The organism is Silvibacterium dinghuense, assembly GCF_004123295.1.
GTDB classification, from domain to species: Bacteria; Acidobacteriota; Terriglobia; order Terriglobales; family Acidobacteriaceae; genus Silvibacterium; species Silvibacterium dinghuense.
In genome coordinates, this window is sequence record NZ_SDMK01000005.1 from 329196 (window position 1) to 355031 (window position 25836).

The 25836-nt window shown below is 57.4% G+C and carries 17 protein-coding genes; 8 read left to right on the forward strand and 9 right to left on the reverse strand.

Features of this window, described 5'->3' with window-relative positions:
* Positions 1–231 precede the first annotated feature (231 nt).
* Positions 232–3474 carry a DEAD/DEAH box helicase gene (locus tag ESZ00_RS19165; RefSeq protein ID WP_164981629.1) on the forward strand — a complete coding sequence of 1081 codons (3243 nt, stop codon included), beginning with the start codon at positions 232–234 and terminating at the stop codon, positions 3472–3474.
* Between the two features lie 370 nt (positions 3475–3844).
* On the opposite strand, the gene ESZ00_RS19170 is transcribed toward ESZ00_RS19165, so the two are convergent.
* Both ESZ00_RS19170 and ESZ00_RS19175 read right to left on the reverse strand, forming a co-directional pair.
* Complete coding sequence (locus ESZ00_RS19170; RefSeq protein WP_129210005.1) at positions 3845–5314, reverse strand: ATP-binding protein; 1470 nt, start codon at positions 5312–5314, stop codon at positions 3845–3847.
* Positions 5295–5972 (reverse strand): winged helix-turn-helix domain-containing protein, encoded by a 678-nt coding sequence (locus ESZ00_RS19175; RefSeq protein WP_129210006.1) that lies wholly within the window; start codon positions 5970–5972, stop codon positions 5295–5297. Before ESZ00_RS19175 ends, ESZ00_RS19170 begins: the two co-directional genes overlap by 20 nt.
* 272 nt (positions 5973–6244) lie before the next feature.
* Here ESZ00_RS19175 and ESZ00_RS19180 point away from each other — a divergent pair, with 272 nt between their 5' ends.
* From ESZ00_RS19180 to ESZ00_RS19190, 3 genes are all read left to right on the forward strand, one after another.
* Positions 6245–7306 carry a type III polyketide synthase gene (locus ESZ00_RS19180; protein ID WP_129210007.1) on the forward strand — a complete coding sequence of 354 codons (1062 nt, stop codon included), beginning with the start codon at positions 6245–6247 and terminating at the stop codon, positions 7304–7306.
* Positions 7307–7358: 52 nt separating this feature from the next.
* A complete protein-coding gene (locus ESZ00_RS19185; protein ID WP_229741124.1) occupies positions 7359–8021 on the forward strand; it encodes a methyltransferase domain-containing protein in 663 nt (220 codons plus the stop codon).
* 97 nt (positions 8022–8118) lie between these two features.
* Positions 8119–8754: a DUF2306 domain-containing protein gene (locus tag ESZ00_RS19190; protein ID WP_129210009.1), complete on the forward strand. Its 636-nt coding sequence runs from the start codon at positions 8119–8121 to the stop codon at positions 8752–8754.
* 49 nt (positions 8755–8803) lie between these two features.
* Here ESZ00_RS19190 and ESZ00_RS19195 read toward each other — a convergent pair whose 3' ends face one another.
* Positions 8804–9583: a hypothetical protein gene (locus ESZ00_RS19195; protein ID WP_129210010.1), complete on the reverse strand. Its 780-nt coding sequence runs from the start codon at positions 9581–9583 to the stop codon at positions 8804–8806.
* 166 nt (positions 9584–9749) lie between these two features.
* Here ESZ00_RS19195 and ESZ00_RS19200 point away from each other — a divergent pair, with 166 nt between their 5' ends.
* Both ESZ00_RS19200 and ESZ00_RS19205 read left to right on the forward strand, forming a co-directional pair.
* A complete protein-coding gene (locus tag ESZ00_RS19200) occupies positions 9750–10883 on the forward strand; it encodes an NAD(P)/FAD-dependent oxidoreductase (protein ID WP_129210011.1) in 1134 nt (377 codons plus the stop codon).
* A 27-nt stretch (positions 10884–10910) separates the two neighbouring features.
* Positions 10911–11477, forward strand: coding sequence for a YceI family protein (locus tag ESZ00_RS19205; RefSeq protein ID WP_129210012.1), 567 nt, complete (start codon positions 10911–10913; stop codon positions 11475–11477).
* Positions 11478–11819: 342 nt separating this feature from the next.
* Here ESZ00_RS19205 and ESZ00_RS19210 read toward each other — a convergent pair whose 3' ends face one another.
* Both ESZ00_RS19210 and ESZ00_RS19215 read right to left on the reverse strand, forming a co-directional pair.
* Positions 11820–14387 carry a TonB-dependent receptor gene (locus ESZ00_RS19210; RefSeq protein WP_129210052.1) on the reverse strand — a complete coding sequence of 856 codons (2568 nt, stop codon included), beginning with the start codon at positions 14385–14387 and terminating at the stop codon, positions 11820–11822.
* A gap of 459 nt (positions 14388–14846) precedes the next feature.
* Positions 14847–18587, reverse strand: coding sequence for a carboxypeptidase-like regulatory domain-containing protein (locus ESZ00_RS19215; protein WP_129210013.1), 3741 nt, complete (start codon positions 18585–18587; stop codon positions 14847–14849).
* Positions 18588–19155: 568 nt separating this feature from the next.
* Here ESZ00_RS19215 and ESZ00_RS19220 point away from each other — a divergent pair.
* The gene (locus ESZ00_RS19220; protein ID WP_129210014.1) at positions 19156–20688 is read left to right on the forward strand and encodes an FAD-binding oxidoreductase; all 1533 of its coding nucleotides are present in this window, start codon (positions 19156–19158) and stop codon (positions 20686–20688) included.
* A 72-nt stretch (positions 20689–20760) separates the two neighbouring features.
* On the forward strand, positions 20761–21819 hold the full coding sequence (locus ESZ00_RS19225) for a beta-propeller fold lactonase family protein (RefSeq protein WP_164981630.1): 1059 nt from the start codon (positions 20761–20763) through the stop codon (positions 21817–21819).
* Positions 21820–21832: 13 nt separating this feature from the next.
* Here ESZ00_RS19225 and ESZ00_RS19230 read toward each other — a convergent pair whose 3' ends face one another.
* The 4 genes from ESZ00_RS19230 to ESZ00_RS19245 form a co-directional block, all read right to left on the reverse strand.
* A complete protein-coding gene (locus ESZ00_RS19230) occupies positions 21833–22486 on the reverse strand; it encodes a bifunctional 4-hydroxy-2-oxoglutarate aldolase/2-dehydro-3-deoxy-phosphogluconate aldolase (RefSeq protein WP_129210053.1) in 654 nt (217 codons plus the stop codon).
* Between the two features lie 24 nt (positions 22487–22510).
* A complete protein-coding gene (locus ESZ00_RS19235) occupies positions 22511–23632 on the reverse strand; it encodes a sugar kinase (protein ID WP_129210016.1) in 1122 nt (373 codons plus the stop codon).
* A gap of 136 nt (positions 23633–23768) precedes the next feature.
* Complete coding sequence (locus tag ESZ00_RS19240) at positions 23769–24215, reverse strand: hypothetical protein (RefSeq protein WP_129210017.1); 447 nt, start codon at positions 24213–24215, stop codon at positions 23769–23771.
* Positions 24216–24316: 101 nt separating this feature from the next.
* Positions 24317–25663: an alkaline phosphatase family protein gene (locus tag ESZ00_RS19245; RefSeq protein ID WP_229741126.1), complete on the reverse strand. Its 1347-nt coding sequence runs from the start codon at positions 25661–25663 to the stop codon at positions 24317–24319.
* Positions 25664–25836: the final 173 nt, after the last annotated feature.

A 25836-nucleotide genomic window follows, 5' to 3' on the forward strand; every position in this document is an offset into this window, starting at 1 on the left:
TCTGCGGAGAACCGTTGTCCACCCCTCGCTAGGCGCAAGGCATTATCCGCCAGTGCGGTTAGTCTGTCGGGAAGTGTTCGAAAGAGAGGACACCCACTTCGTAACCCGTTTCTCGGCATTAGGCGAAAATGAGGAGGTAATCAGACCCTCAGAGGGGGCAACGGATTGGACATGGGCTCAGGGCTTCGTCGCGCGCGCCCCACGTCACCGTCACCAGCATCTTCGTCGACTGTGACTGGCAACACCAAAAACGAACCAACGGCCATCCTCAATACATGGACGGCGCTCGAAGCCCTCTCGCCTGCAACCTACAACGCGTCGCACGATCTTGTGTACGGTGATCGGAACCGGGTAGTCCGCTTTGAGGATGGGTCACTGCCCTGGACCACATCCACAAAGCCTCCGCCAGGAAAGCAGGTCTTCTATAGCGTCATCCTCGGTTCGATGCTGATGGATCCAGCCACTGAGGCTCTCATCAGGGTCTTCGGCGATGACGAGGCAAGAGTCCGCTCCTCGAAGAAGAAGGCGGTCGCTGCGGAAGTTTTGCTGAACAGGGATGGCATTGTGCTTGCCGAGAAGGCAATCACGGTTTCCAGCTTTCCATGGGCGCTTCCTCTTGCGCTTCAGCTTAAGTTGAAGGAGCTTGGAAGCTGGCCGGAAGTAGAGGAGGAGTTGCAGCGCGGGTTGGATGCGATCGTCCATAGAGTGGATTCCGACGGGAAACCCATTCCACTCGATATCGAGACGATGGAGCGGGCATATCAATGGCTGGTCGAGAAGTGCCAGGTTCCAGATGGGCTGATCGAACGCCCGACCTTTGTGTTGCGCCACCATTTTCCGGCCGGGTCGAAGACTCAGCCGGAGGCTCTGCTTCTCAACTCATTCTTCCTCCACGATCTGGCTCGCGTTGCGCGTCATATCGAGAGCGGGACGGCTCCGACCAATGTCCTGCGGTATCTTGGCGCGGTATCGGAGAGCAATCCGCTGGATGTGCTCAAGGACCATGCTCTTTTGGAAGGGGCGGTTGCTCCAGCGAAGATTCCCGCTGCCAAGTGGCCTGCCGGAGAAGGCAGATCACTCGTCATGCTGCAACAGGCTGCGGTGAACTTGATCGGGCAAGAACTGAACGGCAAGGAAGGGCTTCTTGCGGTGAATGGGCCCCCTGGCACAGGAAAGACCACGCTCCTACGGGACGTTGTCGCCATGTGTGTTCTTGAGCGAGCTGTTGCCATGAGCACCTTCGATGACCCCAGAGAAGCCTTCACGAAGACCGAGGAGCGCGTCGAAGCGGGAAAGGCTTCCTTCAACATTTACCAGCTCGATGACGCCCTAAAGGGGCATGAGATGTTGGTTGCCTCCAGCAATAACAAGGCGGTCGAGAATGTGAGCAAGGAGTTGCCCGCCGAAGGCGCAGTGGCGCACTCACGTGAGCAATTGAGTTATTTCAAGTCGATCAGCGACCTCGTCCACGGCCCGCGCAAGCAAGAGGAAGAAGCGACAGAGGAAAGTCTTGCGCCGGAGCCAGTGAAGACATGGGGGTTGATCGCAGCCGTCCTCGGCAATAAAGGCAATCGATCGGCTTTCTGGAAGGCGTTCTGGTGGAACGAGGACCGCGGTTTCAGAACCTATCTCAAGACTGCAATGGGGCATTCCGTTCTGATCGAAAATCGAGATCCGGCTACGGGCGTCGTCGAGAAGCGAACTCCCGAAGTTGTGCTTAGGGAGCATCCGCCCTCTCCGCAACAAGCGAAGGAAAATTGGTCAAAGGCACGAACACGATTTCTCACTCTCAAGTCAGAGATAGACGCTGAATTGCAGGCGCTTGAAGAGGTGCGCCTTCTTTGCCTTGCGCTGGGAGAGTCCAGGTGTCAGTTAGCTGGCAAAGAAAGGGAACTTGAGAGCCTGCAAGCAGAACGTGACGAGTTTGTCGCAAGAGTGGAGACACTTCGTGAAGAGCGTGATCAAGCCTCTGCACGCCATACGCAAGCTTCAGCAGCTTGGAATCGGCACAAGAGCTTGCGCCCTGGGTTGTTTGCACGTCTGGCACGTACAGACGAAGCAAAGGCCTGGGCAGAGGAAGCTGCTGTTTGGCGAAGACCGTTGGACTCGGCAACAAGGGAGTTAACCGCATTAGAAGATGACCTCAAGAAAGCAGACCGTGCCCGTTCGCTTGCTGCTGCGAAAGCACAAGTTCTTGAAACGGATCTCGAGAGAGAACGGGGGCAACTCGCTGCAAGGTCACAACTCATCTCCGAGCACCGCACCCGGCTTGGTGACCGAATGATTGATGAAGAGAAGTTTCAGGAGGGACACGTAAGCTGGAATCAATCAACGCCCTGGGTTACGGAAGCGGTGAACGCCAAGCGTGAAAATCTCTTTATTGCCGCTCTGGCCCTCCACCGTGCCTTCATCGATGCCGCAGCTTCCAGGATTCTCCACAACCTTGGTGCACTTCAGGCATCAAGTACGGGGATGCAGAAGAACGAAGAGCGGCGCAGATTACTTGGCAATCTCTGGTCCACACTCTTCCTTGTTGTGCCGGTACTCTCGACGACATTCGCCTCGGTTGAACGAATGCTCGGTGCCCTACCTCCGAATACTCTGGGATGGCTACTGATTGATGAAGCTGGTCAGGCTACACCGCAAGCTGCTGTCGGCGCAATTTTACGAGCAAAGCGCACTATCGCTGTAGGCGATCCTCTGCAAATACAGCCCGTGGTCTCGCTGCCGGAGCGTCTGAACGCAGACATCTGTGACTTCTTCAAAGTGAATGAACTGGATTGGACGGCTCCAGCGGCCTCGACGCAGACGCTTACGGATCGTGCCTCACGCTATCAATCAAGCTTCGAAGCCATTGCGGAAGAGAGGCGCGTAGGTCTCCCATTGCTTGTGCATCGCCGCTGCCAGAATCCGATGTTCTCAATCTCGAACAAGATCGCTTATGCCGGCCAGATGGTGCAGGTGGTTGGTCCCAGGAAACTGGATGTTGAGGCTGTGCTTGGAGCATCAACATGGATCGATGTAGAGGGAGAAGCTGATTCGAAATGGTCTCCGGCGGAAGGCAGAGCTGTGATCGATCTGCTTACCAGGTTGGCATCGGTGACAAGAAACCCAGATGTCTTCGTAATCTCGCCTTTCCGCATCGTTGTGCATGAGATGGCTCGTTCTTTAGGGAGCCGGCCGGATCTTCTACGCATGTTAAGCCGTGATGGCACACAGTGGCTGAAAGATCATGTGGGTACGATTCATACATTTCAAGGGCGCGAGGCCGACACCGTTATATTGCTGCTAGGGGCGCCTGCCGAATCTCAGAATGGTGCTCGAGAGTGGGCTGCGGGGACACCGAACATCTTAAACGTCGCCGTCTCTCGAGCCAGGCAGAACCTTTACGTCGTGGGTTCTTGGAAAACATGGAGTTCTGTTGGTCTAGCCAGTCACATGAGTAGCGAGTTTCCTATTCGAATTCGGTCCTGATGGGTTGGACTTATTGAAAGAGAAAAGAAAACACCGTAAGGAAAGTTCACCCCGATATCGGTGGCTCCTCTCTAAAATAGTTATCATTTGGGAATTTTCGGTAGTGGGTCAGTTTGAAATTCAATAAATGGCATAACCGATTATCGGTAGAGACGTTCCTCAAATTCCATCCAGCAGATCAGAGAGAGTCTTTTCAAAGGCATCGGCGATTCTCTTGAGAGCTTCCAGACCGATTTCAAACTGACCCACCACGGGATATTTCAAACATGGTGAGAGTGCCGATTTGTCGGATATCTTTGGTTTCTTTAATGATGGCCGGTTATTCGCATAGTTCCATATCAGTGAGACCGACGCAGTAGGCGAGGAGCTTTTATCGATTGGCGACCGTCAGAGAGTGAGGCGCTTCGATCTTCACTCCAGCCTCACGAGGCCAGGAAATCGACAGTAATGCCCCTCCCTCCGGACGATTCGACGCCGCTACCTTTCCTCCGTGCGCACGTACTACCGCGTCAACAAAAGCAAGTCCCAGGCCATGCCCTTTGGAACCTCTTCCTTTTACTCTCTGCTCGAACATATGCGGGCCTATCTCCGAAGCAAATCCTGGGCCATCATCCTCCACAATCAGGGTCGCAGCATTTTCACCTGCACCAAGTGTTATGGAAACCGTGCATGAGGCGGGCAAATGGTTAAGCTCATTATCGAGAAGATTTGCGATCACTCGATGCAGAAGAGCTGCGTCTGCCAATACGGGGACAGGACCAGAGCTGCGCAAATTCATTCGAAGCCCCTTCTCTGACATGCAAGGCTCGTACAGATCAATCATGACTCGAATGAGTTCATCAAGGTTGACTTCTGTGAGAGAAAGCCTAAGCGCGTCCGCTTTCGCTTCAGCAACATCAAGCGAAGTATCCAGAAACTCCGTAAGTCGATCTAATTCATCAATGGCCGAAACGATTGGCTCGCTTTGCTCGATCTTTAAATCGCCTGACAGGGCGATCTCCAGCTTTCCCCGGATTGCCGTCAAGGGACTACGAAGATCGTGGGTAACTGCCCCAGTCATGGTGTGCAGTTGATGCATCGAGTTTTCTATCCGGTCCAGCATGCGGTTGAGCGTCTGTGCCAGGTGCCCTACTTCGTCGTTCCGATTGCTGGCCGGAACCCTGCTGCTCAAATCAGCTTGCCCAATCCTGGATGCAGCTTCAGTGATCCTGCGAACATGACCCAGCATACGTCTGGTCACGCAGAAGACAATCGCGGAACCGAACAGCACGATAAGCAGCCAGAGGCAGAAAAAACGGTAGCTGAGGCTCCTCAGCACACGCAATTCATCTCGCTCCGAAAGCCCGAGATAAATATGGCTCCCATCATCGAGCCGTGCCGATGCTACTCGAAAGGGATGATTGAATCCTCTGACATTCAAGTCATAGGGAGCATCGGAAATAAGCTTGCGTGCGCGAATCGCGGCCAGGTTTGGCAGCCCGTCACCGGCGCCTACCCAAAGCTTTAAAGCGCCGTCGTCTCCAGCCTGGAGAAAAAAAACGGAGTCGTTCTCATTCCCGTTAGAGGGAAGTTTATCCGGTACTTCTCTGCTCGCAAGTTCTGCTACTTCTCTCACGACCCTACTGTAGAGGTGGTCCTTTGGCGTTCTAGCGGCAACATCACCGAGGACCGCAACCTCTCCGGAGAGCCAAGCGTCACTTCTCCGCTGAATGTCGCTGGCGACGAAGCGGTGAAGCATCACAAAGACCAGCATAGTTCCAAAAGCAAATGCCAGCGTTGCCCAGAGAGAGATACGCCATGCGGCGCTATGCATGACTGGATTAGCGGTCTTTGAGGACATAGCCAATACCTCGTAAGGTCTTGATCAGCGGCTCACGACCTTCTGTATCCACCTTGCCGCGCAGGCGGTAGACATGCACATCAACGACATTCGTGTTAGGTTGAATCCGCATTCCCCAGACTTCGGAGAGAAGCATTGATCGAGTAACAACACGCCCGGCATGTCGACATAGATATGCCAAAAGTGCAAATTCTTGCGGGCTTAGATTTAAAACTTCTCCACCGCGAGATGCCCTACGGCTGATGAAATCCAACTCCAGGTCCAGTACGCGGAGGCGGGTCGACTCATCGCCTGCGGCAAGATTGCGTCGCAAAAGGTTACGCAGTCTTGCCAGCAATTCTGCGAGTGCGAATGGCTTTGTCAGGTAATCGTCCCCACCTTGTTCCAGCCCCTTGACCCTGTCGTCGACCGATCTCCTGGCTGAAAGTATCAATACGGGGCTGCTCATACCATTGCGTCGAAGTTGAAGAATCAGGTCGATACCATCCTGATCCGGAAGCCCTAAGTCAACAATGAGGCCATGGTAGGCGTACTTTGACGCCAACTGAGCTGCAGCGTTCGCGTCTTCCGCCGTATGCACTTCGTATCCAGCCTCAAGCAAAGACTGCTTCACGAAGCTCTGAATCTCGGGTTCATCCTCGACCAGAAGAAGTCGCATGAGTCATCGTAAGACATCTTGATCTGCAACTCGCATGCCCCAGAAGGCTGCAGCGTCCTCCATGAACGAATCGTCATCCTGTTCCCTTCCAGCAAAGTGCTATCAAAAGAACAAGGGTCCCGTCTTAACAAGCAACTGTTGTCTATGAGAACCAGGAATCTGTTCTATCCAATAGTCGACTGTCGCTGGGTCGCCGCCTCATCGTGGTCCGGCCTACCAAGAGACACACGCGACATCGAATCTCTACTATCGGGGCTGAGGACCCATTGTGCATGACTGCGGCTTATCTGAATCGCATCGCCACCGCAGTACCAGAGCACGACGTGCATGATACCTTCGTCGTCTTCGCCGAGAAAATGCTTGCCGACTCACGGCTACGTACGGTTTTCCGCCGCATGGTGAGCCGCGCCGACATTGCACATCGCTATTCGTTCCTCGATCCGCAGAAAGGTTCCGGCCAATCCTCATCTCATGATGCGCATGAATTTTATCGGCGAGGGAACTTTCCCAACACGGCGCGACGGATGGAGTTGTTTGAACAGAGCGCTCCGGCGCTGATGAGAAAAACCGTAGACCGGCTTGCGCTCAATGAGAAGGAACGCTCTGGCATCACACACGTGTTAGTGACCTGCTGCACAGGGCTCTATGCGCCAGGGCTGGATTTTGAAATCATCGATCATCTCGGGCTTTCGACCGATGTGGAACGCACGATGGTCGGCTTCATGGGATGCTATGCCGCGATCAATGCACTGAAGCTGGCGCGCCACATTGTACGCTCAGACCCGCAAGCAAGTGTGCTCATGGTGAATCTGGAACTGTGTACGTTACATTTTCAGGAGACGCAGGATTTGGAGCAGGTGCTCTCATTTCTCGTGTTCGCCGATGGTGCGGCGGCGAGCCTGATTACCGCCCACGAGCAGGGGCTCGCGCTAGACAGCTTCAAGGCGGTGATGGTGCCTGAGACTCGTGGGTTGATTACGTGGAAAATTCGCGGGCTCGGTTTCGACATGCTGCTCTCCGGGCAGGTGCCGGGCGAACTGGCGCGCGCGCTGCACGAGGGAGAACTGATGGCGGATCGCGACGGCATTGATCTGTGGGCCGTGCATCCTGGCGGACGATCGATTCTGGATGCGGTAGAGAAGGGACTGGAGCTGCCGACAGATGCACTGGCAGCGTCACGCGAGGTGCTATCGTGCTTCGGCAACATGTCATCGGCGACGGTGATGTTTGTGTTGCAGCGAATCATGCAACAGGCACGCTCCGGGCAGCATGGCTGTGCCATGTCGTTTGGGCCAGGCCTGACGGCGGAGACAATGCGCTTCCATGCGGTCTAGTGCAAAAATCGACTTCAGCCAGCGGGTTTCTCCGCGTGAATTGCCGGAACTGATGGATGGCGACTGCAGCTATGAAGATTTCCGTGACTGCCTGCGCAGCCTGGAAAAGGTGAATCGCTGGCTGCTGGGTTATCGGCCGACGCTGGCCTGGCTGGATCGGTTGCCACATGGTCCGCCAGATCCAATACACATCGTGGATGTAGGCTGTGGCAGCGGCGATCTATTGCGGCAGATTGCAGGCTGGGCGCGAATACGGAGTATTGCTGTGCAGTTAACCGGGATCGACCTGAATCCTTATGCTGTGCATGCAGCAACGGAGTTCACACCAAAAGAACTTGGCATCACATGGGTGACCGGCAATGCGATGGCGTATCGACCGGAGAAGCAGATAGACATCGTTGTAAGTTCGCTGATGGCGCATCATCTGGAGGATGAGGAGATTGTCGCACTGTTGAGATGGATGGAAGCGAACGCGCGGGCAGGCTGGTTTATCAACGATCTGGAGAGGTCGGAGCAAGCTTGCCGGACATTCGCATGGCTGGCTGGTGTGGTGAGATGGCACCGATTTGTGCGGCATGATGGACCTGTGTCTTTTCGGCGGGCCTTCCAGAAGGAAGACTGGATACGCCTATTGGATGCGGCGGAAGTCCCGCGAGAGGCGGTCACTGTGGAGCAATGGCGTCCGGGACGGTTGTGCGTAGGGCGGTGGCAGTGAAGTTGTTGCCTCTCGCAGTGTCTCGTCCGGCTAAGGCAGAAAGCCTCTTTAGCTTATGGTGCACCTCATCACGTCTAGCTTTCTGAGATAGCGAATTATGCAAATTTCCACCCTGCCAGCTCCGCGTCCCGAGGGTTCCAGATTCAAGACGATTCTCTGGGTCTCGCTCGGTCTCACCGTACTCTTCGTCTTCATTACCTCAGAGCTGCTCCTCATCACTGACTACCCGATGTACCATGCCTACCGTCTGCAGGTTATCGCCGACCGCCATCTCCTCATCCCGCATACACTCGCTGGAATCTTCGCTCTTCTGATCGGTCCTATCAACTTCTCTTCGCGGGTCCGTCAGCGCTATATCCAACTCCATCGCATGCTCGGCCGCATCTATGTTGTCTCTGTGTTCATTGGATCCTTTACGGGGATCGCTCTCGCCGCCGGACGCCCGGGGCTTCCCGGAACCTCCATGCAGGCAGCCGCCTGGATGATCTGCACCACCGCCGCCTTTATCACTGCGCGCAACCGCCAGATCACACAGCACCGCCAATGGATGGCACGCTCCTATGCGGTTACATTTACCTTTGTCTCCAGCCGCGTGCTGAATCTCTGGCCGCGCTACTGGAGCCACCTAGGCGACGTCCTATCCGCAGTCGGCGTAATTGCCTTCACTCTTGCCTCGCTGCTCATCGTGGACCTTGGCCTAAACTGGCACGAACTCACCACACGTCGTGACTGATTACCGACCGGTAGTTATAAGAACTTAGGATGCAGGTTCGCAAAGAACCTTATTTCCCGAAGCTGCTCCCCACTAGCTCCGAGCTAACCATAGGCCCGTAACCACCGAGTTGACCAACAATGACCGCGACCGCAGGATCCTCACCCTCCAGGACCCACACCATCACATCTTTCGGCTGAAGGCCGAGGAGCCGTGCAATCACCCTTACGATACCGCCCAGTTCAGGATGAATGCGAAACACTGTCGCCTCAAGGGTCTGTCCGGCCAGGTGAACTGTTTGCTCTTCCGCTGGCGAGATCAGAAGCCGAATCAACCGTCCGCCGCCAACCGGAGCCAGCATCCCCACCCGAAAAGGGATCGCATTGTCCGGCACATTCAGCAGCAGTGTTCCAACAATGCCATTCGCCAGGTCATCCGGCAGGTCCATGTGCTTGCTTTCCACGTGTATCCTGCCATGCTTATCTATTGTTTGGCTGGTCACCATGCCGGTAGCAGCCTCTATCGTCAAATCAATGGGTTTGGTAAAAAACGGCCCTTTCTGTATGTGGTGGTTGCGCACTAACTGAAACGTACCCTTCTGCGTGTACGTCGTCGCCTCATCATCGACTGATCCATCGAGAAAGTGATAGGTCAGGCGCATCGTTACTTCATTGCCCTGCACGACCTGCGAAAACTCACCACTGGCAATGGTTTTCCCATCCTCGGAGCGAGCCACCATAAACCGGTGCATTGGCCGTTGTATATGCCTCACTGGAATCGATTCAGCACGCGCTGCGGCACCCATCGTCGCTGCGCACAAAACGACGATCAAAAAATCGTTTCGCCTCATCGAATACCTCGTTCTAACACCTTAGACGTCTTTCATGCAGCGGCCTACCGACATCAAGATGACGATTTGTACAGGATGACGTATCGAACTGTTTTTTGGACGTCTACTAAAAAGATGAAGTCCGCTACCCATAGATGGCATGTCCGGTGAGTATGGAGGGAATGCTTTGCAAGATGAAGTCCTGATTCTTGGTGGTGGAGTGGCCGGCTGTGCGGCCTCGATCGCGCTCGCTCGAAAGGGACGAAGCGTTACGCTGATCGAACGCGAGCTCATGCCACGTCATAAAGTCTGCGGAGAGTTTCTAAGCGGTGAAGCGCTTGAAGACCTGCATGCACTTGGCATCGACGTAGCAGTGCTTGGCGCAGTGCCCATTCCCTACGTTCGCCTCGCCGCCGCCAGGCGTGCAGCGGAGGCGCCCTTGCCCTTTCCCGCAGCCTCGCTCACGCGCAAAACGCTTGATACCGCACTCATCGCCGAAGCCATTGCCGCGGGGGTTCGCGTTGAGCGCGGGCGCAGTGTTCAGGCACTCAGCCGCACCACAACCGGCATGTGGCAAGCGACGCTCGATGACGGCATCTCCTGCGAAGCTCCAACGGTCTTTCTCTCCACAGGCAAGCACGATCTTCGCGGCCATCCACGTCCGAAAGATCCGCAGCGATGGGTCGCCTTCAAGATGTATTACCGGCTTGCGCCAGCGCAGGCCGCTGAGCTGGCAAGCGCCTCTGAGCTGATGCTTTATCCCGGTGGCTATGGTGGTATCCAGCCGGTGGAAGGCGGCATTGCGAACCTCTGCTGTGTGGTGCAGCAACGGTATCTTGCACGAGCAGGTCATCGCTGGGACGGCCTGCTCGCGAAGATGCAGCAGGACTGTCCGCACCTCGCCATGCGACTTGCCGGTGCTGAGCCCTTACTCAACAAGCCGATCGCGATCACCCATATTCCCTATGGCCACATCCGGCGCACAACTCAAAATGGGCTCTATTGCATCGGCGACCAGGCGGCTGTCATCCCCTCCTTCACCGGCGATGGCATATCAATCGCCCTGCATACTGCTCGTTGCGCTGCTGCGGCATTTCTTGCAGACGAGCCGGCGCCGCTCTTCCAGGCTCGCCTGCGCTCTGCATTGCTGCCCCAGATGCGCCTCGCCGAATTTGCAGCCAATGGCTTGAACAACGCACTCGCACGTGCGGTATTACCGTTTTGCCTCAGAGTCTGGCCCGGCGTCATGCGCATAACAGCGCAGCTCACACGCGTCGCCACCCAACACTCAGATGTTGCTCCCCAGGCAATCGCCGGCTAAATCAATTCGCAACAGAAGAGAGATGCAATGAAATCTTTCGCACTCCTCGCCCTCACCGTCATACTCACTCCAGCTGCTGCGCGCGCCCAGCAGCAGACCTTCGTCCTCAATCCCGATGCCAGCGAAGTCAGGATGACGCTTAACACGACCCACGAGATCGTCAAGGGCACGTTTCACATTCAGTCTGGATCGATTGAGTTTGACCGCAGCAGCACTAAGATGTCGGGCTCAGTAGTTGTACAGGCTGGCAGCGGGAAAACCGGAAACGACAGCCGAGACAAGAAGATGGATAAGGATATTCTCAAGGTGGACCAATATACGACCATCTCCTTTACGCCCAAAACCTACACCGGGACGATCGCGCCCTCCGGCGATTCCGCGATTCAGGTAAGTGGCGTATTTACCCTGCTCGGCAATCCTCACGACCTGACGATTCCCATTCAGATTCATATCGAGGGATTGAAGGCAACGGCAAAGGCTCAATTTGTCGTTCCCTACGTCCAGTGGGGTCTCAAGAACCCGAGCTTCATGTTCTGGAAGGCCGAGAACGACGTTGCGATTGATCTTAATCTCACTGGCCAGCTTTCCAACTAATTGACCATCCTGCTTGCAAGCTCCAACGGGCTATTCCATCCTAACTGCACTCGCTTTTCATTGAACCCGCTCGGAGATGCAAAAGCTATGTTCAATTCAGCGTCTCGCTGAGCGCTGACATCCAGATATTTGCTCAACCGTCTGGAATGGCGATTAGCTTCCTCCCATTGTTCGTTACGTCCCGCGAAAATGGCGCAGAAGAGCTCTTCGACTTAATGCATCAGACAGTCCAAATTGAGCGGGCACTCGGCTTGCTGGACGAACATCGTGCTAACCCGGATCCGGCACATGTGTCTCTTCAATGGAGAAACACATGTGCCGGATCTGTCTTGGAAATTGCGGCTACTTATTGCGGTTGGGGAAGATTCCCATCTTAAAGGTGACCATAAAACTCCGCCCCGCGGTCAGGTTGATCTGGTCCAGCGGTGACGGAGTAGTCGTCGCGTAGTATGCCGACGTGCCAACGGGAGTCGGGGAGTTGTAGGGGAAAACATCCGTGATATTTTCGCTATTCCATAGGTTATTGATGCTGAAGCTGATCTTTGATTGGTTAAAGATTGAGTCTTCTTTGCGGAAAGTGTAGTTCAGGAAGAGATTGACGTTATTATACGGAGCGACATACACCTGATTATGGTAAGAACCGTTGTCGTCGTAATAGTCTCCGACTCGCTTCTCGATCACGCCTAGATCCATGCCATGCCCCTGGTAGGTCAGGCCCAGTCCCTGGGTATATGAAGGCGTGTCCGTCACGTTAAGGCCAGAGGGAACGCCGGTCCCTGTATAGGTGGCCTTCCCTACCGTTCCATTGGCGTAGAGATTGAAGCCGTGCGTAAGCGAGGCATTGATCTCGCCTTCAAATCCCTGGGTGATTGAATCTGGACCAAGATAATATTCGTTGAGATCGTAGGCCGGGTTATTGGGATTGGTCACGGCATACGAGATGTAGTTGTTCTGAAACTTTACGACGTAATAATCGGCATCGAAAGTGAAGCGATTCAGCTTGACGACCGTCCCTCCCTGATACGCGGACGTTGTCTGCGGGCTGGGCAGTTTACTCACTTCCTGGCCACCGCCCGTGACATCAAAGACGCTGGTTGGAGGAATCTCATCGCCTTTACCGAACTGTCCATAGATAGACCAATTCGTGGTCAACCGATAGTTCGCCGATGCAGAAGGCAAGTTAGAGCCGAATCCGCCGGAAGATGTTGTGTAGGGTGCGCCCCCAAGGTTGCCTACGACTTTTCCGTTGTCTGCATACTGCTTAAAGTCCAGCGTGTAGTACGCATACTTGTCGCCAGCAATAAGAGTGAGTTTCTTCGTGGCATGCCACTCGTACTCGACGTACGGGTTATAAGAGTTCGTCCAGTAATTCTCGTGAAAATTGGGCACTGCGTCGTCCTGGTTGGTCAGCGGGTCCGATGGAATCTGATAGCGATTGCTGGTTGCCCACTCGTACCACATGCCTGCGCGGAAGACGCCGTACTTCGAAGTCTGACTGATCGTCGAGGTTTCGCCATACTTGCGATAGCTATTCAGCTTGTCGACTGCGCAGGGAGGAATGACGCCATTCGCATCATTCGCAGCGATGGAGCAGTTGGCTTCGGTAATCCATCCGGTTGAACTATCAGGGCCTGTAGCCAGGCCGGTCGTATCGTTCGGATTGTCGTTCGGATAGTACTGCGCGTTGTTATAGCTGTAGGTATAGGGCGTTACATCCAGAAGCCAGCCGTGCTTCAACGAAGAGCGAATCGCGCCGTATTCGAAGTCCGTGGGTACGAGGTTTCTATTGTATGACTGATAGAACGCGCTGGTAGGATCGTTATTCTGCATCATGTAATTCCAGCCGTACGCGTTGATTTGGGCACGATAGGGAGAGTTATTGGGCGCGTTGGCAAAAAGATGCACAACTCCGCTATATCCGGTGATCGTAGTGTTCGGCGACGCGTTGTACAGAACTTTGATTTCGCCGGCATTGCGCTCGATGTAGTTCAGAGTTTCGAACCCATCGCTGGTCATGCGATGAACGTCGAGAGAGAAACCGATATTTTTGTGCGCACCCAGCATGCCGCTGTTGTATCGCCCATCGAGCAGCAGGGTATTAAACGATCCATAGGAGACCTGCGGCTGAATAGATTGTTCTGATGGCACTTCCGGTGAAAGCAGATTGATCGATCCACCATAGGTGGCTTGGCCGATCGTGGACGCGGTGCCTGGACTGCGATCAAAGTCCACACTCCCGACCCAAAGCCCGGGGAAAAATACCCAGGAGTGATGCGTAGGGTTATTGCTGTCATTGAAGGGAATGCCATCCCAGGTTATGTTGAAATCGCCGTCCTGGAATCCGCGGAAATAGATCGTCCCTTGTCCAAGCCCTACACCATTCGGGTTGTAGCTGATCGTCCCCGGAGCGATGTTAATGATTTCGGAATAGTCGGTCGTGGCAGGTGCGAAATTCTTGATGTATTCGCTGCTGATTTCCGATTTAGGTTCCACCGTGTCGAGCGAGTTCTGCGAGAGTGCATGCTGGCCAGCGATAGAATTGCCTGCGATTGCTTCCACCCTTACACTCTGCTGCAGTGAACCGACTTTGAGCTGAACAGGAACACTCTGCGCCTGGCCCGCAGAGAGCCTCAGATTGGTTTCTCCTGTTTCTCTGAATCCTGCCGCCGTGATCGTCAAGTCATAGCTTCCAGCAGTGAGCCCCGTAAAGGAGTAATGCCCCTGATCATCGGTAGCACTGTGCTGCACTAATCCCGTAGTGTGATTCTTGAGCGTCACGGTCGCTGCCTGTACTGCATGACCCGAGGAATCAGTTATGGTTCCACTTATAGACGCCGCGCCCGACTCCTGTGCCGCTATTTGCGTGGGCAGCACTGAATAGAGTAAAGCTGTAACACTTAAAACCAGCATGACATAGCGATGTACACGATGTAATCTCACTCCTGCCTCCTGAATAAGCCTGCAAATGCAGCGATCTTCGGAGACCCTAGCGACGCTGCGTGAATGTCTGGTTACACGTGAAAGTCCGCACGATAAGCCGCTCTTAGTCTTATCAAGTTAGGCTTTGAGTGAGCACATGCAGTCACAACGTAGGCCGCTTAAGAAACTTGTTTTAAAAGCTTTAAACCTGCATCCGATCTTTGACGGATTGCGGAGAGGCACTTATTTCTACTGCTTTGCCGGAGACAGGGCGGCGGCTCCATCCTTGCTGCATTTCAGGTTTTATTCAGGTTGGCCTCCATTCCCGCAAAGCAGCTACCGGATTGCGGCTGCATTTCTACCTACAAAGAACAGAGCAATCGCCCCTGAACGCAAAAAGACCGCGAGGCGCTGACGCCTCGCGGTCTGCAATGAACTGCCGGAGTTTTGTTAGAAGTTGTACTTGAGCGAGAGCTCGAAGATACGGGCGTAGGCCGCTCCCGAGTAAGGCGTCTTCTGGTTCTGCACGCCCCAGGTGTTCTCCGCAATGCCGAGCAGTGAGTTGTTGGTGTAGAAGCTCTTCGCCCCATCCTGCGTGCCGTACTTCAGCGTGATCAGGTTCGTGCCGCTCAATCCCCACAGCGAGTGGTTCATGAAGTCGAAGGCCGAAGCGCGGAATTGCACGTTCTGCCGTCCGGTAATGGGGAAGGTCTTATACAGGGTCAGGTCCGAGTCCGTGTAGATCGGGCCGCTCAGGTAAGGATGGAGCTGCCGCTCGCCCAGCTGACCCAGCGACGGAGCACTGAAGCAGCCGAGGTTCACCAGCTGATGCGAAGCGAGGTTGCTCTTCGGATTGCATGTGGTGATCGGCATGATCTCGTTCGCGTCGGTGCCGTAGTAGGTGCGCGAGGTGATCGCCTCCACGTTGTTGCCTGAGGCATCCTGCTTCTCGATGCTCAGCCCCATGTTCTGCGACGAGTTCGACTGCAGGTTGCCGCCACTCTGGAATGTCGTGATGCCGGAGATCGTCCAGCCATTCACGACCTGGCCTACCACCTTCATATCGCCGTGATAGACATCGCCGATGCTGTAGGCATAGGACGAGTTGAAGACCTGCGAACGATCGATGGCGAGGATGCCGTAGTTGCCGTGCACATTGAAGGCATCGAGCGTGCTGCCGATGATGCCCAGCGACTTCGACCAGGTGTAGTTGAAGTTGTAAGAGAAGTGTCCGGCCTGCTTCATCCAGGAGATCTGCAGTCCGTGATAGTTGGAGTAGCCGGTGTGCTCGCGCACGGTGACGGCGTTGGTGCCGTAGCCGTAGCAGGCGCCGGTCGAGGTGCAGCCCGAGTAGGGATAGTAATCGGCCAGTGTATAGGTCGAGGTGTTATCCGGATCGGACGGCGCAGCCGCGCCGGTCACCGGATCGGCAGCATACAGGCCGCCCACCGCGATCTTGTTCTGGTTCGAGAACTCCGTGCCGCCAATGCCCGAACCATCGCTCTCGCCGCTCATCAGCAGGTGGTGCGTGCTGTTGCCGACATAGGCCACTTCCAGAAGCGAGCTGAAGGGCAGCTTGCGGTCGACGGTCAGGTTCCAGGCGTATGTCGTCGGGATCTGGTAGTCGTTGTAGTCCGCCGCGCTGATCGAGCCCGCGGGGCTGGAATAGCCGCTCGTGCTCTGATCGGCGATCTGCGACAGAGTGATTGCCTGACCGCTCGTCGACGTATAGGTCTGCATGTTCTGCGAGGTGCTCAGGGCGCCGGAGTAGTCGTTGAACTGGTCGTTCCACGCGAACATGCCCCAGCCGCCGCGGATGATGGTGTCGCCGTTGCCCTGCGCGTCATAGGAGAAGCCCAGGCGGGGCGAAGTGTAGGCCAGCCGAGTCGGCGAACCGCCGTTCGGGATACCGGGATCGATGCCGCGCCAGCGCACGCCGGGATACTCATACACCATGGAGCCAGCAGCCTTGTTCGCAGCCACGTCGCTCGTATAGAGCTGCGGCAGCCAGACGGCAAGGCCCGTACCCTGACGGTCGTACCAGCGGCCGATGTGATCGAAGCGCACACCGACGTTGACCGTGAGGCGAGGGTTGTACTGCCAGTTATCGAGCAGATAGGCCGAGGTGGTGCGATAGGCCATATCCTGCACCGGCAGCGAGTTGCTCTGCGTGAAGGAATCGGCGATACCCATCACCAGGTTCGCGGTCGGATTATACGAACCGATCTGTGTTCCTGAAGCGACCTTGGTTCCGGTCACCGCATTCGGCAGCGGCTGCGAGGCAAAGCCCAGTTCGCCGTTGGCGAAGGCCCAGGTTCCCTGCTGGTTGCCGGCGAGCTCGGTGAAGACGCCAGCCTTGAAAGTGTGCGAACGCCATACCTTGGTCACGTTGTCCGCGAACGAGGGGATCTGCTTCTTCGAGGGGTAATCGTTGTTGGCGCCGAAGAGCGCAGGCTGGGTGATATTGGGGAAGGTCTGCGCACCGGGTGCGATGATCGAAGGCGCGACTTCGGAAGCCGTATTGAAGACGGTCCCATACGAATAGCCGAGCGCCGACTTATAGATCGCAGGCAGATCAGCGGCCTTGGTTGCGCCGTTGAAGTAACCCCAGCCGAAGACGAATTCGTTGGTCAGCGTGGGCGAGAGAATGCTTACCCAGTTCAACGTCACGACACGCGAGGTCGAGGGCTGCGTCATCTCGCCACCGGGATAGGCAATCGTGTAAGCAGGGTTGTAATAGAGCTGACCGAGGGTCACATACGTGGTCGTGCCGGTCTGATACGTGCCGTAGATTTTATTGTTCTGGTTGATGTTGTAATCACCACGCGCACGCCACACGTAACCGTTCTGGTTGCTCGAGATGTTCTGGACATAGTTGTAACCGCCCGGCGTGCTGCTGGGGTTGGCATTCGCGGCGGGGAACATCTTCATGAGCGCCGCGGCGCCCGAGTCGAGATACTGCGAGGGGATCACGCCGCCGGTAATTGCGGTGCCGTCCGGAGCCACGGCGCCGGTAAGGTCATTGCACCAGTTGGTGGCGTTGGCGGAAAAGCCCGAGGGGCAGAGCGCCGAGTTGCCCGAGCCGCTCGAGGTAAAGTTACCGGCCTCCATGCCCGCGCTGGGCACGTAGGATTCCAGAGGACTCGCTGCGGGCAGCGTCTGCTTGTAGTACTCGTAGCCGAACCACCAGAGCAGCTTGTTGTTCTTGTTGAAGTCCGTACCAGGAATACGCACCGGTCCACCGATGTTGCCGCCCGGATAGTAGTACTCGCCGTCTTCTTTCGCCGTGCCCTGGTAGTTGTTCAGCCAGGTGTTCGAGTTCAGCGCCTGGTTGCGGGCGTAGAAATAGCCTTCGCCGTGGAACTGGCTTCCGCCTGCCTTGCTGGTGGTGTTGATGACCACCGGGCCGTTCGGCACGTCGGCGGCAAAGGAGCTCTGCACCTTCACTTCCGCCGTCATATCGGGATTCGGCACCGCGATCGAATAGCAGGCGCAGCCCGGATCGATGATGTTGGCACCATCAAGGAAGAACGAGGTACCGCCGCGATACGGCGCGCCGCTCGGCGAATAACCGACACCCACGGTGCTGCCTGTCGGAGCCTCGGCGGAGAAGTCCACTGAGCTGCCACCGGAGACGCCATTCGGCACCGCCGTGACACCAGGCAGAACCTTCAGAAGCTCGGAGATGTTACGCCCTTCGAGCGACAGCTTCTCGAGATCCTTGCTGTTCAGCACCGACGAACGCTCACCCGAATCAGTCGGCACGATCTGCGCCGCATCCGATGAGACGGTCACCGTTGTGCTCTGCGAACCTACCGACAACGCAATACCCGCGACCTCGCGGGTGTCGCCCGAGTTCATCGTGATGCCGGTCTGCTTGTACGGAGCGAAGCCCTTGGCGCTGATGATGACGGTGTAGCCGCCTGAAGGCACGGCGGCGAAGGTGAAATACCCCGCGCTGTTGCTCACCGTGCTGCGCACGTCACCCGAGGTGTCGTTCTGCAGCGTCACCTGGGCATCGGGAATTACGGCTCCGGAGGCATCGCGAACGGTACCGGAGAGGCTGCCAGCGGTGATCTGGGCAAGGCTGTTTCCAGCCCCTGTGCAGGCCAGCACGGCGAGAAGTATTGCGGCAAACCAGCTATGCCGGAACACGTTTACATCGAACCATCGGGAATGAGATGGCGTCATGGGACTGTCCTCCGAAATCTTGACTGCTCTTGCTTCTACTGCGTTGGTAGTTGCAATCCACGCGCGGCAGCCCCGAAGCCATACGAGGCTGACGGCAGCGCTTTACTAAATGCTTTTAGTCAGGAGAGCCTAAGGCCCCCATCCGTGCAGCCGTTCTGCGCCATGAGCACAGTGCAGCCGCAGCTATTCCTCCAAAACCTGACTGTTATTGCTCGAATGCGGTCAGACGCGCGCGATATCGAGCCGCGGCCCCTTCGTACGAGGCAAGGCAAATGTTTTGTGATGTTTGCGACATTCAGCCATTCCTCACGAGTAAAACGTTTTATCTGACGGCATACCAAGCTAGCGAAGAGAGGATTGAGTTGTCAACAGCGGCTCTGGATCGACATTCCGCACGCTTCCGGGACCGGCTCCCCGTTGCTCCCAGCCCTTATCCCGTGCATCGCGGTTCACTGAACGCAGATTCCCACCTGGCGCCATTCCGGCCGAGACCGGCATGGCATACCGAGGAAATGCGATATCCTGACACCGCTGCGGCAAGGATTCCACTTGTGCTCCAGAGCTGCTGATGGACGCTGTCGTCTACCGAAATGACCGCCGCTACCCTGCTCTCCTCTATGGGCGCAATCTGCGATTCCCCGAGAACTCCGCGGCCGCGCCGGGAAGGATTGCCCTCTGCAGCTCACCGGCAGAGGTAAGGCATGCGCTGCAAGAAGCCGTCTCTCACGGCCTGCGCCCCACGGTGCGCTCCGGCGGACACTGTTACGAAAACTTCACCGCAAACAACCCCGGCGGCATGCTGCTCGACCTGTCGCTGCTGAATCGCGTGAGCGTGGATACCGCCAGCGGGCGATATTGCGTAGAGCCGGGAGCCGTTCTCGGCGATGTCTACCAGGCTCTTTATAAGCGCAATGGCGTCACACTGCCTGCGGGGAGCTGTTATACCGTCGGCGCGGGCGGCCATATCTCGGGCGGAGGTTATGGTGTGCTCTCCCGCCTGCACGGACTCAGCTCCGACTGGCTCTCGGCTGCCGACATGCTCACCGTGACTGAGTCGGGCCGTATCGAGGAGCGCCACATTCACCGGACAAACGATCCGGAGCTGTTCCGCGCGTGCCGCGGCGCCGGTTCGGCCGGGTTCGGCATCATCACGGCGTATTACTTTGACAAGCTGCCCGCTGCACCTCACGATGTGATCGAGTCCGGCCTGCATTTCCCCCTGGAGACGATGAGCGAAGAGGCATTCACCGCTCTGCTCGTGACTTATGGCGACTACTGGGCCACGCGCGGCCGCGATGCCGACACCTGGGGGCTGTTCACCATCCTCTCCGTGGGCTCACACCGTGGGCGCGGAAACCTGAACATGTATATCCAGTTCTGCCAGCCCAACGGCATCACGGAGGATTGCTCCGTGCTCAGCGAATTTCTAAAACGCTTCGAGCCGTTCAAGCCGGTATCTGAAATCACGTCGACTGACGCAGGCGATGCGGCGAAACAGACCACGAACTCTTACCACTTCGAGCGCGGACGCATTCCCTGGCTGATCTCTGCCACCGGGAATCGCAGCGGCGGCGAAAGAACGCGGGCCAAGTACAAATCCGCATACATGAAGCGCACCTTCACAGCGCAGGAAGCACAGACAATCTACCGTTTCTACACGGACAGCAGCAGAACGGCATTCTCTTCCTCCCTTGCCATCGATTCCTACGGCGGAGCGATCAACCGGACGGAACTTCTCGGCGAGTCTGCCATCGCGCAGCGCAGCTCAATCATGAAGCTGCAGTGGGAATGCCACTGGCAGAATGCGAATGAAGATGCGGACCACCTGCGCACGCTCGATCGCTTCTATACCGAGCTCTACAGCGGGAGCCATGTCGATGCCGACCATCAGGGCACGCCGTGGGGCGAGGGCTACGAAGGTTGCTATATGAACTATCCAGACGCAGATATGCTGCGCTACTCCTGGTGGCCGGAGCTTTACTACGGACGGAATACGGGACACGATGGCCTCTATCCATTCCTGCAGAAGGTAAAGCGCACGTACGACCCCAACAACGTCTTTCACCACGCCATGAGCATCCGGCTGCCGCAGGAGGCCTGAGTGAAGAGTGCTTCGCAATGCAGCCGCAGAAGCTTCCTCGGGAGTGCCCTTCTGACTGGAGCCGCGGCCTCTGTGAAAAACCTGCCGGCCTTTTCGCTTTGCGTCGAGCAGGCACCGGCGTGGCTGCACCTGGCGCAACGCTGCGGCAACACCGGCCTGATTCACACCTTCGCAGCGACCTCACGCGCAACGCAACTGCTGGGCACATCCTCGATCGAAGACCTTGCCGCACAGGCCACACATCCGACACTGCCGATCCTCTATGTCGCACGCGATTGCGCACTCTGGGAACATCTTCCGCGCGGGGTGGTCGAAACCTATGCCGTTGAGAACAGCGCTCAGCCTCTGCGTCTCATCGCGCAGACCCCCATGGCGCTCTCCTCCACTGGGCCGCGATCCATCGCGGTGTCGCAGTGCGGACGCTTCCTGGTCATCGCATCCGCCACCGGACGCGCATGGAATGCGCTGAAACTCACCGCAGATGGCACGCCAGAGCCGGTCGCCAGCACCCGCAAAGAGATCGGCACGGACGTTTCTCCTCATGGCATCGCGATTTCCCCGCGTGCCGCGCTCGCCGCCGGCGTGGACGCGGGCAGCGGGCGGGTGACGCTTCTGCAACTCTCAGAAGAAGGGATGGCGGTCTCCGCGCGCTGCGATACGCCGCGAGGCGTCGCTGCGCTGCTGCCGGCATGGACGCCGGATGGCCAATCCCTGATCGCAGCCGATCGGCACTGCACTTCCCTTTCCATCTATGCGCTGCATCCCCTGCCGGGAGAAAACAGCCGGATCGAACTGCGGGACAGCATCGCGCTGGAAAGCCCCGTGTCCGCGATACTGACACATGCCGCCAGCCACGGCGTCATCACACTGCGCACTGACAACCATGGCAGCAGGCTCGAATGCTGGAGAGTCGCTGACCAGCGCATGCAGCTCGATGCAAGCCGGTGGCTGCCGGATTGCGTTCTCTCTGTCTGCGCCTCTCAGCACGAAGAGGCACTCTGGCTTGCGACCGAAGATCGCCTTCTGCGATGGGACCTTCGCACAGCGCATGCCGAAACCGCTGCACACCTCGCGCTCGAACGCGGAATGCATTCGAGCCTCACCTGGCAGCGGGCGGCCATCGTGCTGTAACCCGCATATTGCCTCAGGAAGCTGCTGAACGTGCCTCTGCCACAATCTGCCGATAGGCACGCGCCAGTTCCGTGATCTTTTCTGAACGTCCCTGCGAGAGCGCGTTGACATCGCACAGGTCTGCGCCTACGCCGAGCGCAATCGCACCGGCTGCGAGAAAGTCCTTCGCAGTTGTGAGCGAAACGCCGCCGGTCGGGATCAGCTGAATTTCCGGGAACGGAGCCTTGATGCTCTTGAGATAGGACGCGCCCCCCATTGCTGAAGCAGGAAAGACCTTGATCACATCGCCGCCCGCCTGCCATGCGGTCACGATCTCCGTCGGCGTCAGCGCGCCGGGAAAGATCAGCACCCCTGCTTTGAGGCAGGCCTCGATGGTTGCGATGTTCAGCGCAGGGCTCACCACAAACTGTGCGCCCTCTTCGATACAGGCATGCGCCGTTTCCGGATCGAGCACCGTGCCTGCTCCGACCAACAGCTCAGGGTGCTCCTTTCTGAGCTGCGCAATGATCTCGATGGCGCCCGGCACTGTCATGGTGACTTCGAGAATGTCGATGCCGCCTGCGGTGATCGCTTCGGCAAGCTGCATTCCTGCCTGCTTCGACGGAGCACGCAGTACGGGCACAATTCCCGTCTGCCGGATGCGCGTGAGCCACTGTTCCTTCTGCACCTGTACCTCGTTTTCCAAAAAACGTTATCGCTGAACGTGCGCGCCGGCGCCGGCCATCAGATTCATCACTTCCTTGAGTGTCGCAAAGGAGTTGTCTCCCGGCGTGGTCATCACCAGCGCGCCGTGCGCCAGCCCGCACTCGAGCGACCAGTCGAGCTTGCGGCCATTCAGCAGTCCGTGGATAAAACCCGAGGCAAAGGCATCGCCGCTGCCGACGCGGTCCAGCACCTCCAGATTCGGAATCGCTGTCGCGCTGGAAAGCTTTCCTTCCGCGCTGGCAAAGGCCTTCCAGTCATTGCGGTTCGCGCTCGGCGTGCTGCGCACGGCCATGGCGATCACCTTCAAGTGCGGCACTTCGGCAGTCAACCGCGCAGCCATCGAGGCAAAGCTTGCTTCGTCATAATGCGGAGGCTTTGTCGGCCCCGCCGGCACGTCGATGAGGAAGTCTTCCTCATGCCCGAAGAGCACATCGATGTAAGGCAGCAGCTCGCGATTCGCAGCCGCGGCAGCGCCGCGCCCGCCACGCGCCTTCCAGAGCGAAGGCCGGTAATTGCAGTCATACGAGACGATGGTGCCGTGCCGGCGTGCGGCTTCCATGGCCGCGCGCGCCACGTGCGGCAGCTGCTCGGCCAACGCGCAGAAGATGCCGCCGGTGTGGAACCAGCGCACCCCTTCCACACCGAAGATATGTTCCCAGTCGATCTCATCCGGCTGCATCTGCGAGATGGCCGTGTGGCCGCGGTCCATCATGCCGAGCGCATTGCGAATGCCAAAGCCACGCTCGAGAAAGTAGATACCGTTGCGCGACGTCTTGCCTACGCCGTCGTCCTCGCGCCAAATCAGGTGCGAAACATCGACGCCGCCCGAGAGCATGAGGCTTTCCGCCAGCCGCCCGAGAGGATTATCGACGAGCGCCGTGACGACCGATGCTCGCTGCCGGAAGCAACGGCTGAGACCGCGCGCCACGTTATACTCGCCGCCGCCCTCCCACACCTCGAAGCTGCGCGCCTGCGTGATGCGCTGCTCGCCGGGATCGAAGCGAAGCATGACCTCGCCCAAGGAGAGCACATCCCAGCGGCAGGAGTGCGAATCCTTTATCGGCAAAGAGGAGACAGACAGTGAAGCGGAAGAAGAGGAACTCGTCATGGGGATATTCGTAAAGAATCTTGCGCATCACGAAGAAGCCGCTGCAATGGCCGCTGCGGCTTCTTTGCAACGCAAGGATATCTCACGAAAGGCACGATGGTCTTCGGTGTTCGCGAAGCTCATCGGCCCATATGCTCTACTGCAGCGTCCATTTTCTCCGCAGCAGCTCTTCCGTTACTTCCGGCGCCGGAGCACTTTCGACAGGCGCCTGCGGCACGCTTGCCGCCAGCGCCTTTTCCCTGGCTCTGCGGACATCATCGGGAGACACGGCAACCGGCCTGTCTGGGACGGTATGCGTCAGAGCCGAAGGCAGCGCGAGCTTGGCGCGAACTGCTCGCCTTCTCACCGGCTGGCGCAACGCCTTTACCTTTACTTTCGGCTCGACAACTACAGGAGCTTCCATGGGCCACACGATGCGCTTCACGGCAACCCTTCCATACTGGCTCTTCCGGGGCTTCGCCGCTTTCGGCTTACGCGCAGGTTTTTCAGGCAGAGGCTGATTCTCAGTTAAAAGCAGTTCCTTCGCCTGCTGAAGCAGGCGAATTTCCGCATCAATGCAGGCAAGGATCTCGTCGTATCGCATTAGTATTCTTCTTTATTATTCTCTAACAACTGAGGACGAAAAAACCGGATACCTTCCTGACTCCGGCTTTTTCTTCCCGTTTCCGATATAGTTTCGCGCCATTACTTCAAAATTTCCGTGAGCGGCGGCTCGTTCTTCGGCATCGAGACGCCGAGAATCTGCGCAATCGTCGGTTCCACGCGCAGATTTGGAAAATCCGGCAGCTTGACGCCCGGCTTCACCGCGACACCTGATGCCACGAACAGCGCCTGCATCTCCGGCATCGAGTTCAGGTAGCCATGCGCCCCGCGCTCCGGATTCGCCGTGATCGCCGTCGGCGCTACACCGTCGCCAAAAGCATAACCGAGCTTCGCTACCAGATAGAGCTGCGGTGCCTGGTCCGTCACTGCATCCGACGGAATGCCGATTGCACGCGCCTCTTCATTCGTATAGACGCCGGCCACGCCCTCAAGTGCTGCGAGCTTCGGCTTCAGCTCGGCCTCGAGTTGCGCGCGCTTCGCCTTGTCGCGGATGTAAATAAAAGCCGCGCCACCCTCCGGCATCAGTTGCGCCACACCAGTGCTCTGCCTGCCGCTGCCCTGGGCTACGCCTGCCTCCACCAGCACATTCGCTACGTGAATGGTCTTCGTGTAGCTGGCGAAACCGTGATCGGAGGCGATCACAAACGTCGTGCGATCGGCGATGCCCGCCTTCTTTACTGCTTCGACGACACGCGCCAGGCAGTGGTCGGCATTGGCATAGGCTTCATAACCGGCAGACGACATCGCTCCATACTCATGCTGCAGCGTGTCGGTCTGGAGCAGATGAAAGAGCAGCAGATTGGAGCGATGCTTTTCGATGATATCGACCGCCGCGTCGGTCCAGATTTCATCGCGCCACGCGGCGCTGCTGTCATCGCCGAAGTGCTCGAGCTGATCGGCCGTCACCAGTCCTTGCGCCATCAGCTCCTTCGAGATGGTGTCATCGAGTTTTGGCGCCTCGTCGAACTTCCATGTCACACCCTTTGCGCCGTAGATCGCCACCCAGTCCACCTGCGCCGTGGTCAGGCCCTTTTCGGTTGCGGCTTCGTAGAGCGTGCGCGCATCCACCAGCTGGTCCTTATCCACCCATGGCTTCACTTCGGGATCGCCGCCATCTTCCGGCACCACGATGTGCCCGTTTGCCAGCACATGATGACCGCTCGCATTCACGCCGGTGATCAGCGCGGTGTGATTCGGCCAGGTCACCGTGGGGTTGATCGGCATCATGCCCTCGGCAACCGCACCGGAAGCAGCGAGCGCACGCAGTGCCGGCATCGGCAGCCGCGGGTCCTTCAGTGCCCGCGCAGGAAATCCATCGATCGTCACCAGGATCACAACGGGAGCACGATCGGCGGCAGCAGTTTGAGCAAACGCAGGCACGGCTTGGGGCAGGCTCGCCAGCAGCAGAGCGCAGAACAGGGCGGACAATCTCTTCAATGCAGAACCTTCAGGTTGGGATATCGGCCACAAGGCAGAGGCACGCGCCACAGCACGCTGCCTCCATGCAGGATACGCGCGTCTCGATACTTTAGACGCAGCCTGAGCCATTGCAGTCTATCCAGACTAGAGTCTGTGATGAGCTGTCACGGTTACACCGCTAT

Bases quoted from the DNA above. Each gene is read 5' to 3' on its own strand.
- ESZ00_RS19235 (WP_129210016.1), bottom strand. From the start codon at position 23,632: ATGACGAGTTCCTCTTCTTCCGCTTCACTGTCTGTCTCCTCTTTGCCG.
- ESZ00_RS19210 (WP_129210052.1), bottom strand. From the start codon at position 14,387: ATGCTGGTTTTAAGTGTTACAGCTTTACTCTATTCAGTGCTGCCCACG.
- ESZ00_RS19190 (WP_129210009.1), top strand. From the start codon at position 8,119: ATGCAAATTTCCACCCTGCCAGCTCCGCGTCCCGAGGGTTCCAGATTC.
- ESZ00_RS19240 (WP_129210017.1), bottom strand. From the start codon at position 24,215: ATGCGATACGACGAGATCCTTGCCTGCATTGATGCGGAAATTCGCCTG.
- ESZ00_RS19220 (WP_129210014.1), top strand. From the start codon at position 19,156: ATGGACGCTGTCGTCTACCGAAATGACCGCCGCTACCCTGCTCTCCTC.
- ESZ00_RS19185 (WP_229741124.1), top strand. From the start codon at position 7,359: ATGGATGGCGACTGCAGCTATGAAGATTTCCGTGACTGCCTGCGCAGC.
- ESZ00_RS19205 (WP_129210012.1), top strand. From the start codon at position 10,911: ATGAAATCTTTCGCACTCCTCGCCCTCACCGTCATACTCACTCCAGCT.
- ESZ00_RS19180 (WP_129210007.1), top strand. From the start codon at position 6,245: ATGACTGCGGCTTATCTGAATCGCATCGCCACCGCAGTACCAGAGCAC.
- ESZ00_RS19170 (WP_129210005.1), bottom strand. From the start codon at position 5,314: ATGTCCTCAAAGACCGCTAATCCAGTCATGCATAGCGCCGCATGGCGT.
- ESZ00_RS19175 (WP_129210006.1), bottom strand. From the start codon at position 5,972: ATGCGACTTCTTCTGGTCGAGGATGAACCCGAGATTCAGAGCTTCGTG.
- ESZ00_RS19215 (WP_129210013.1), bottom strand. From the start codon at position 18,587: ATGACGCCATCTCATTCCCGATGGTTCGATGTAAACGTGTTCCGGCAT.
- ESZ00_RS19195 (WP_129210010.1), bottom strand. From the start codon at position 9,583: ATGAGGCGAAACGATTTTTTGATCGTCGTTTTGTGCGCAGCGACGATG.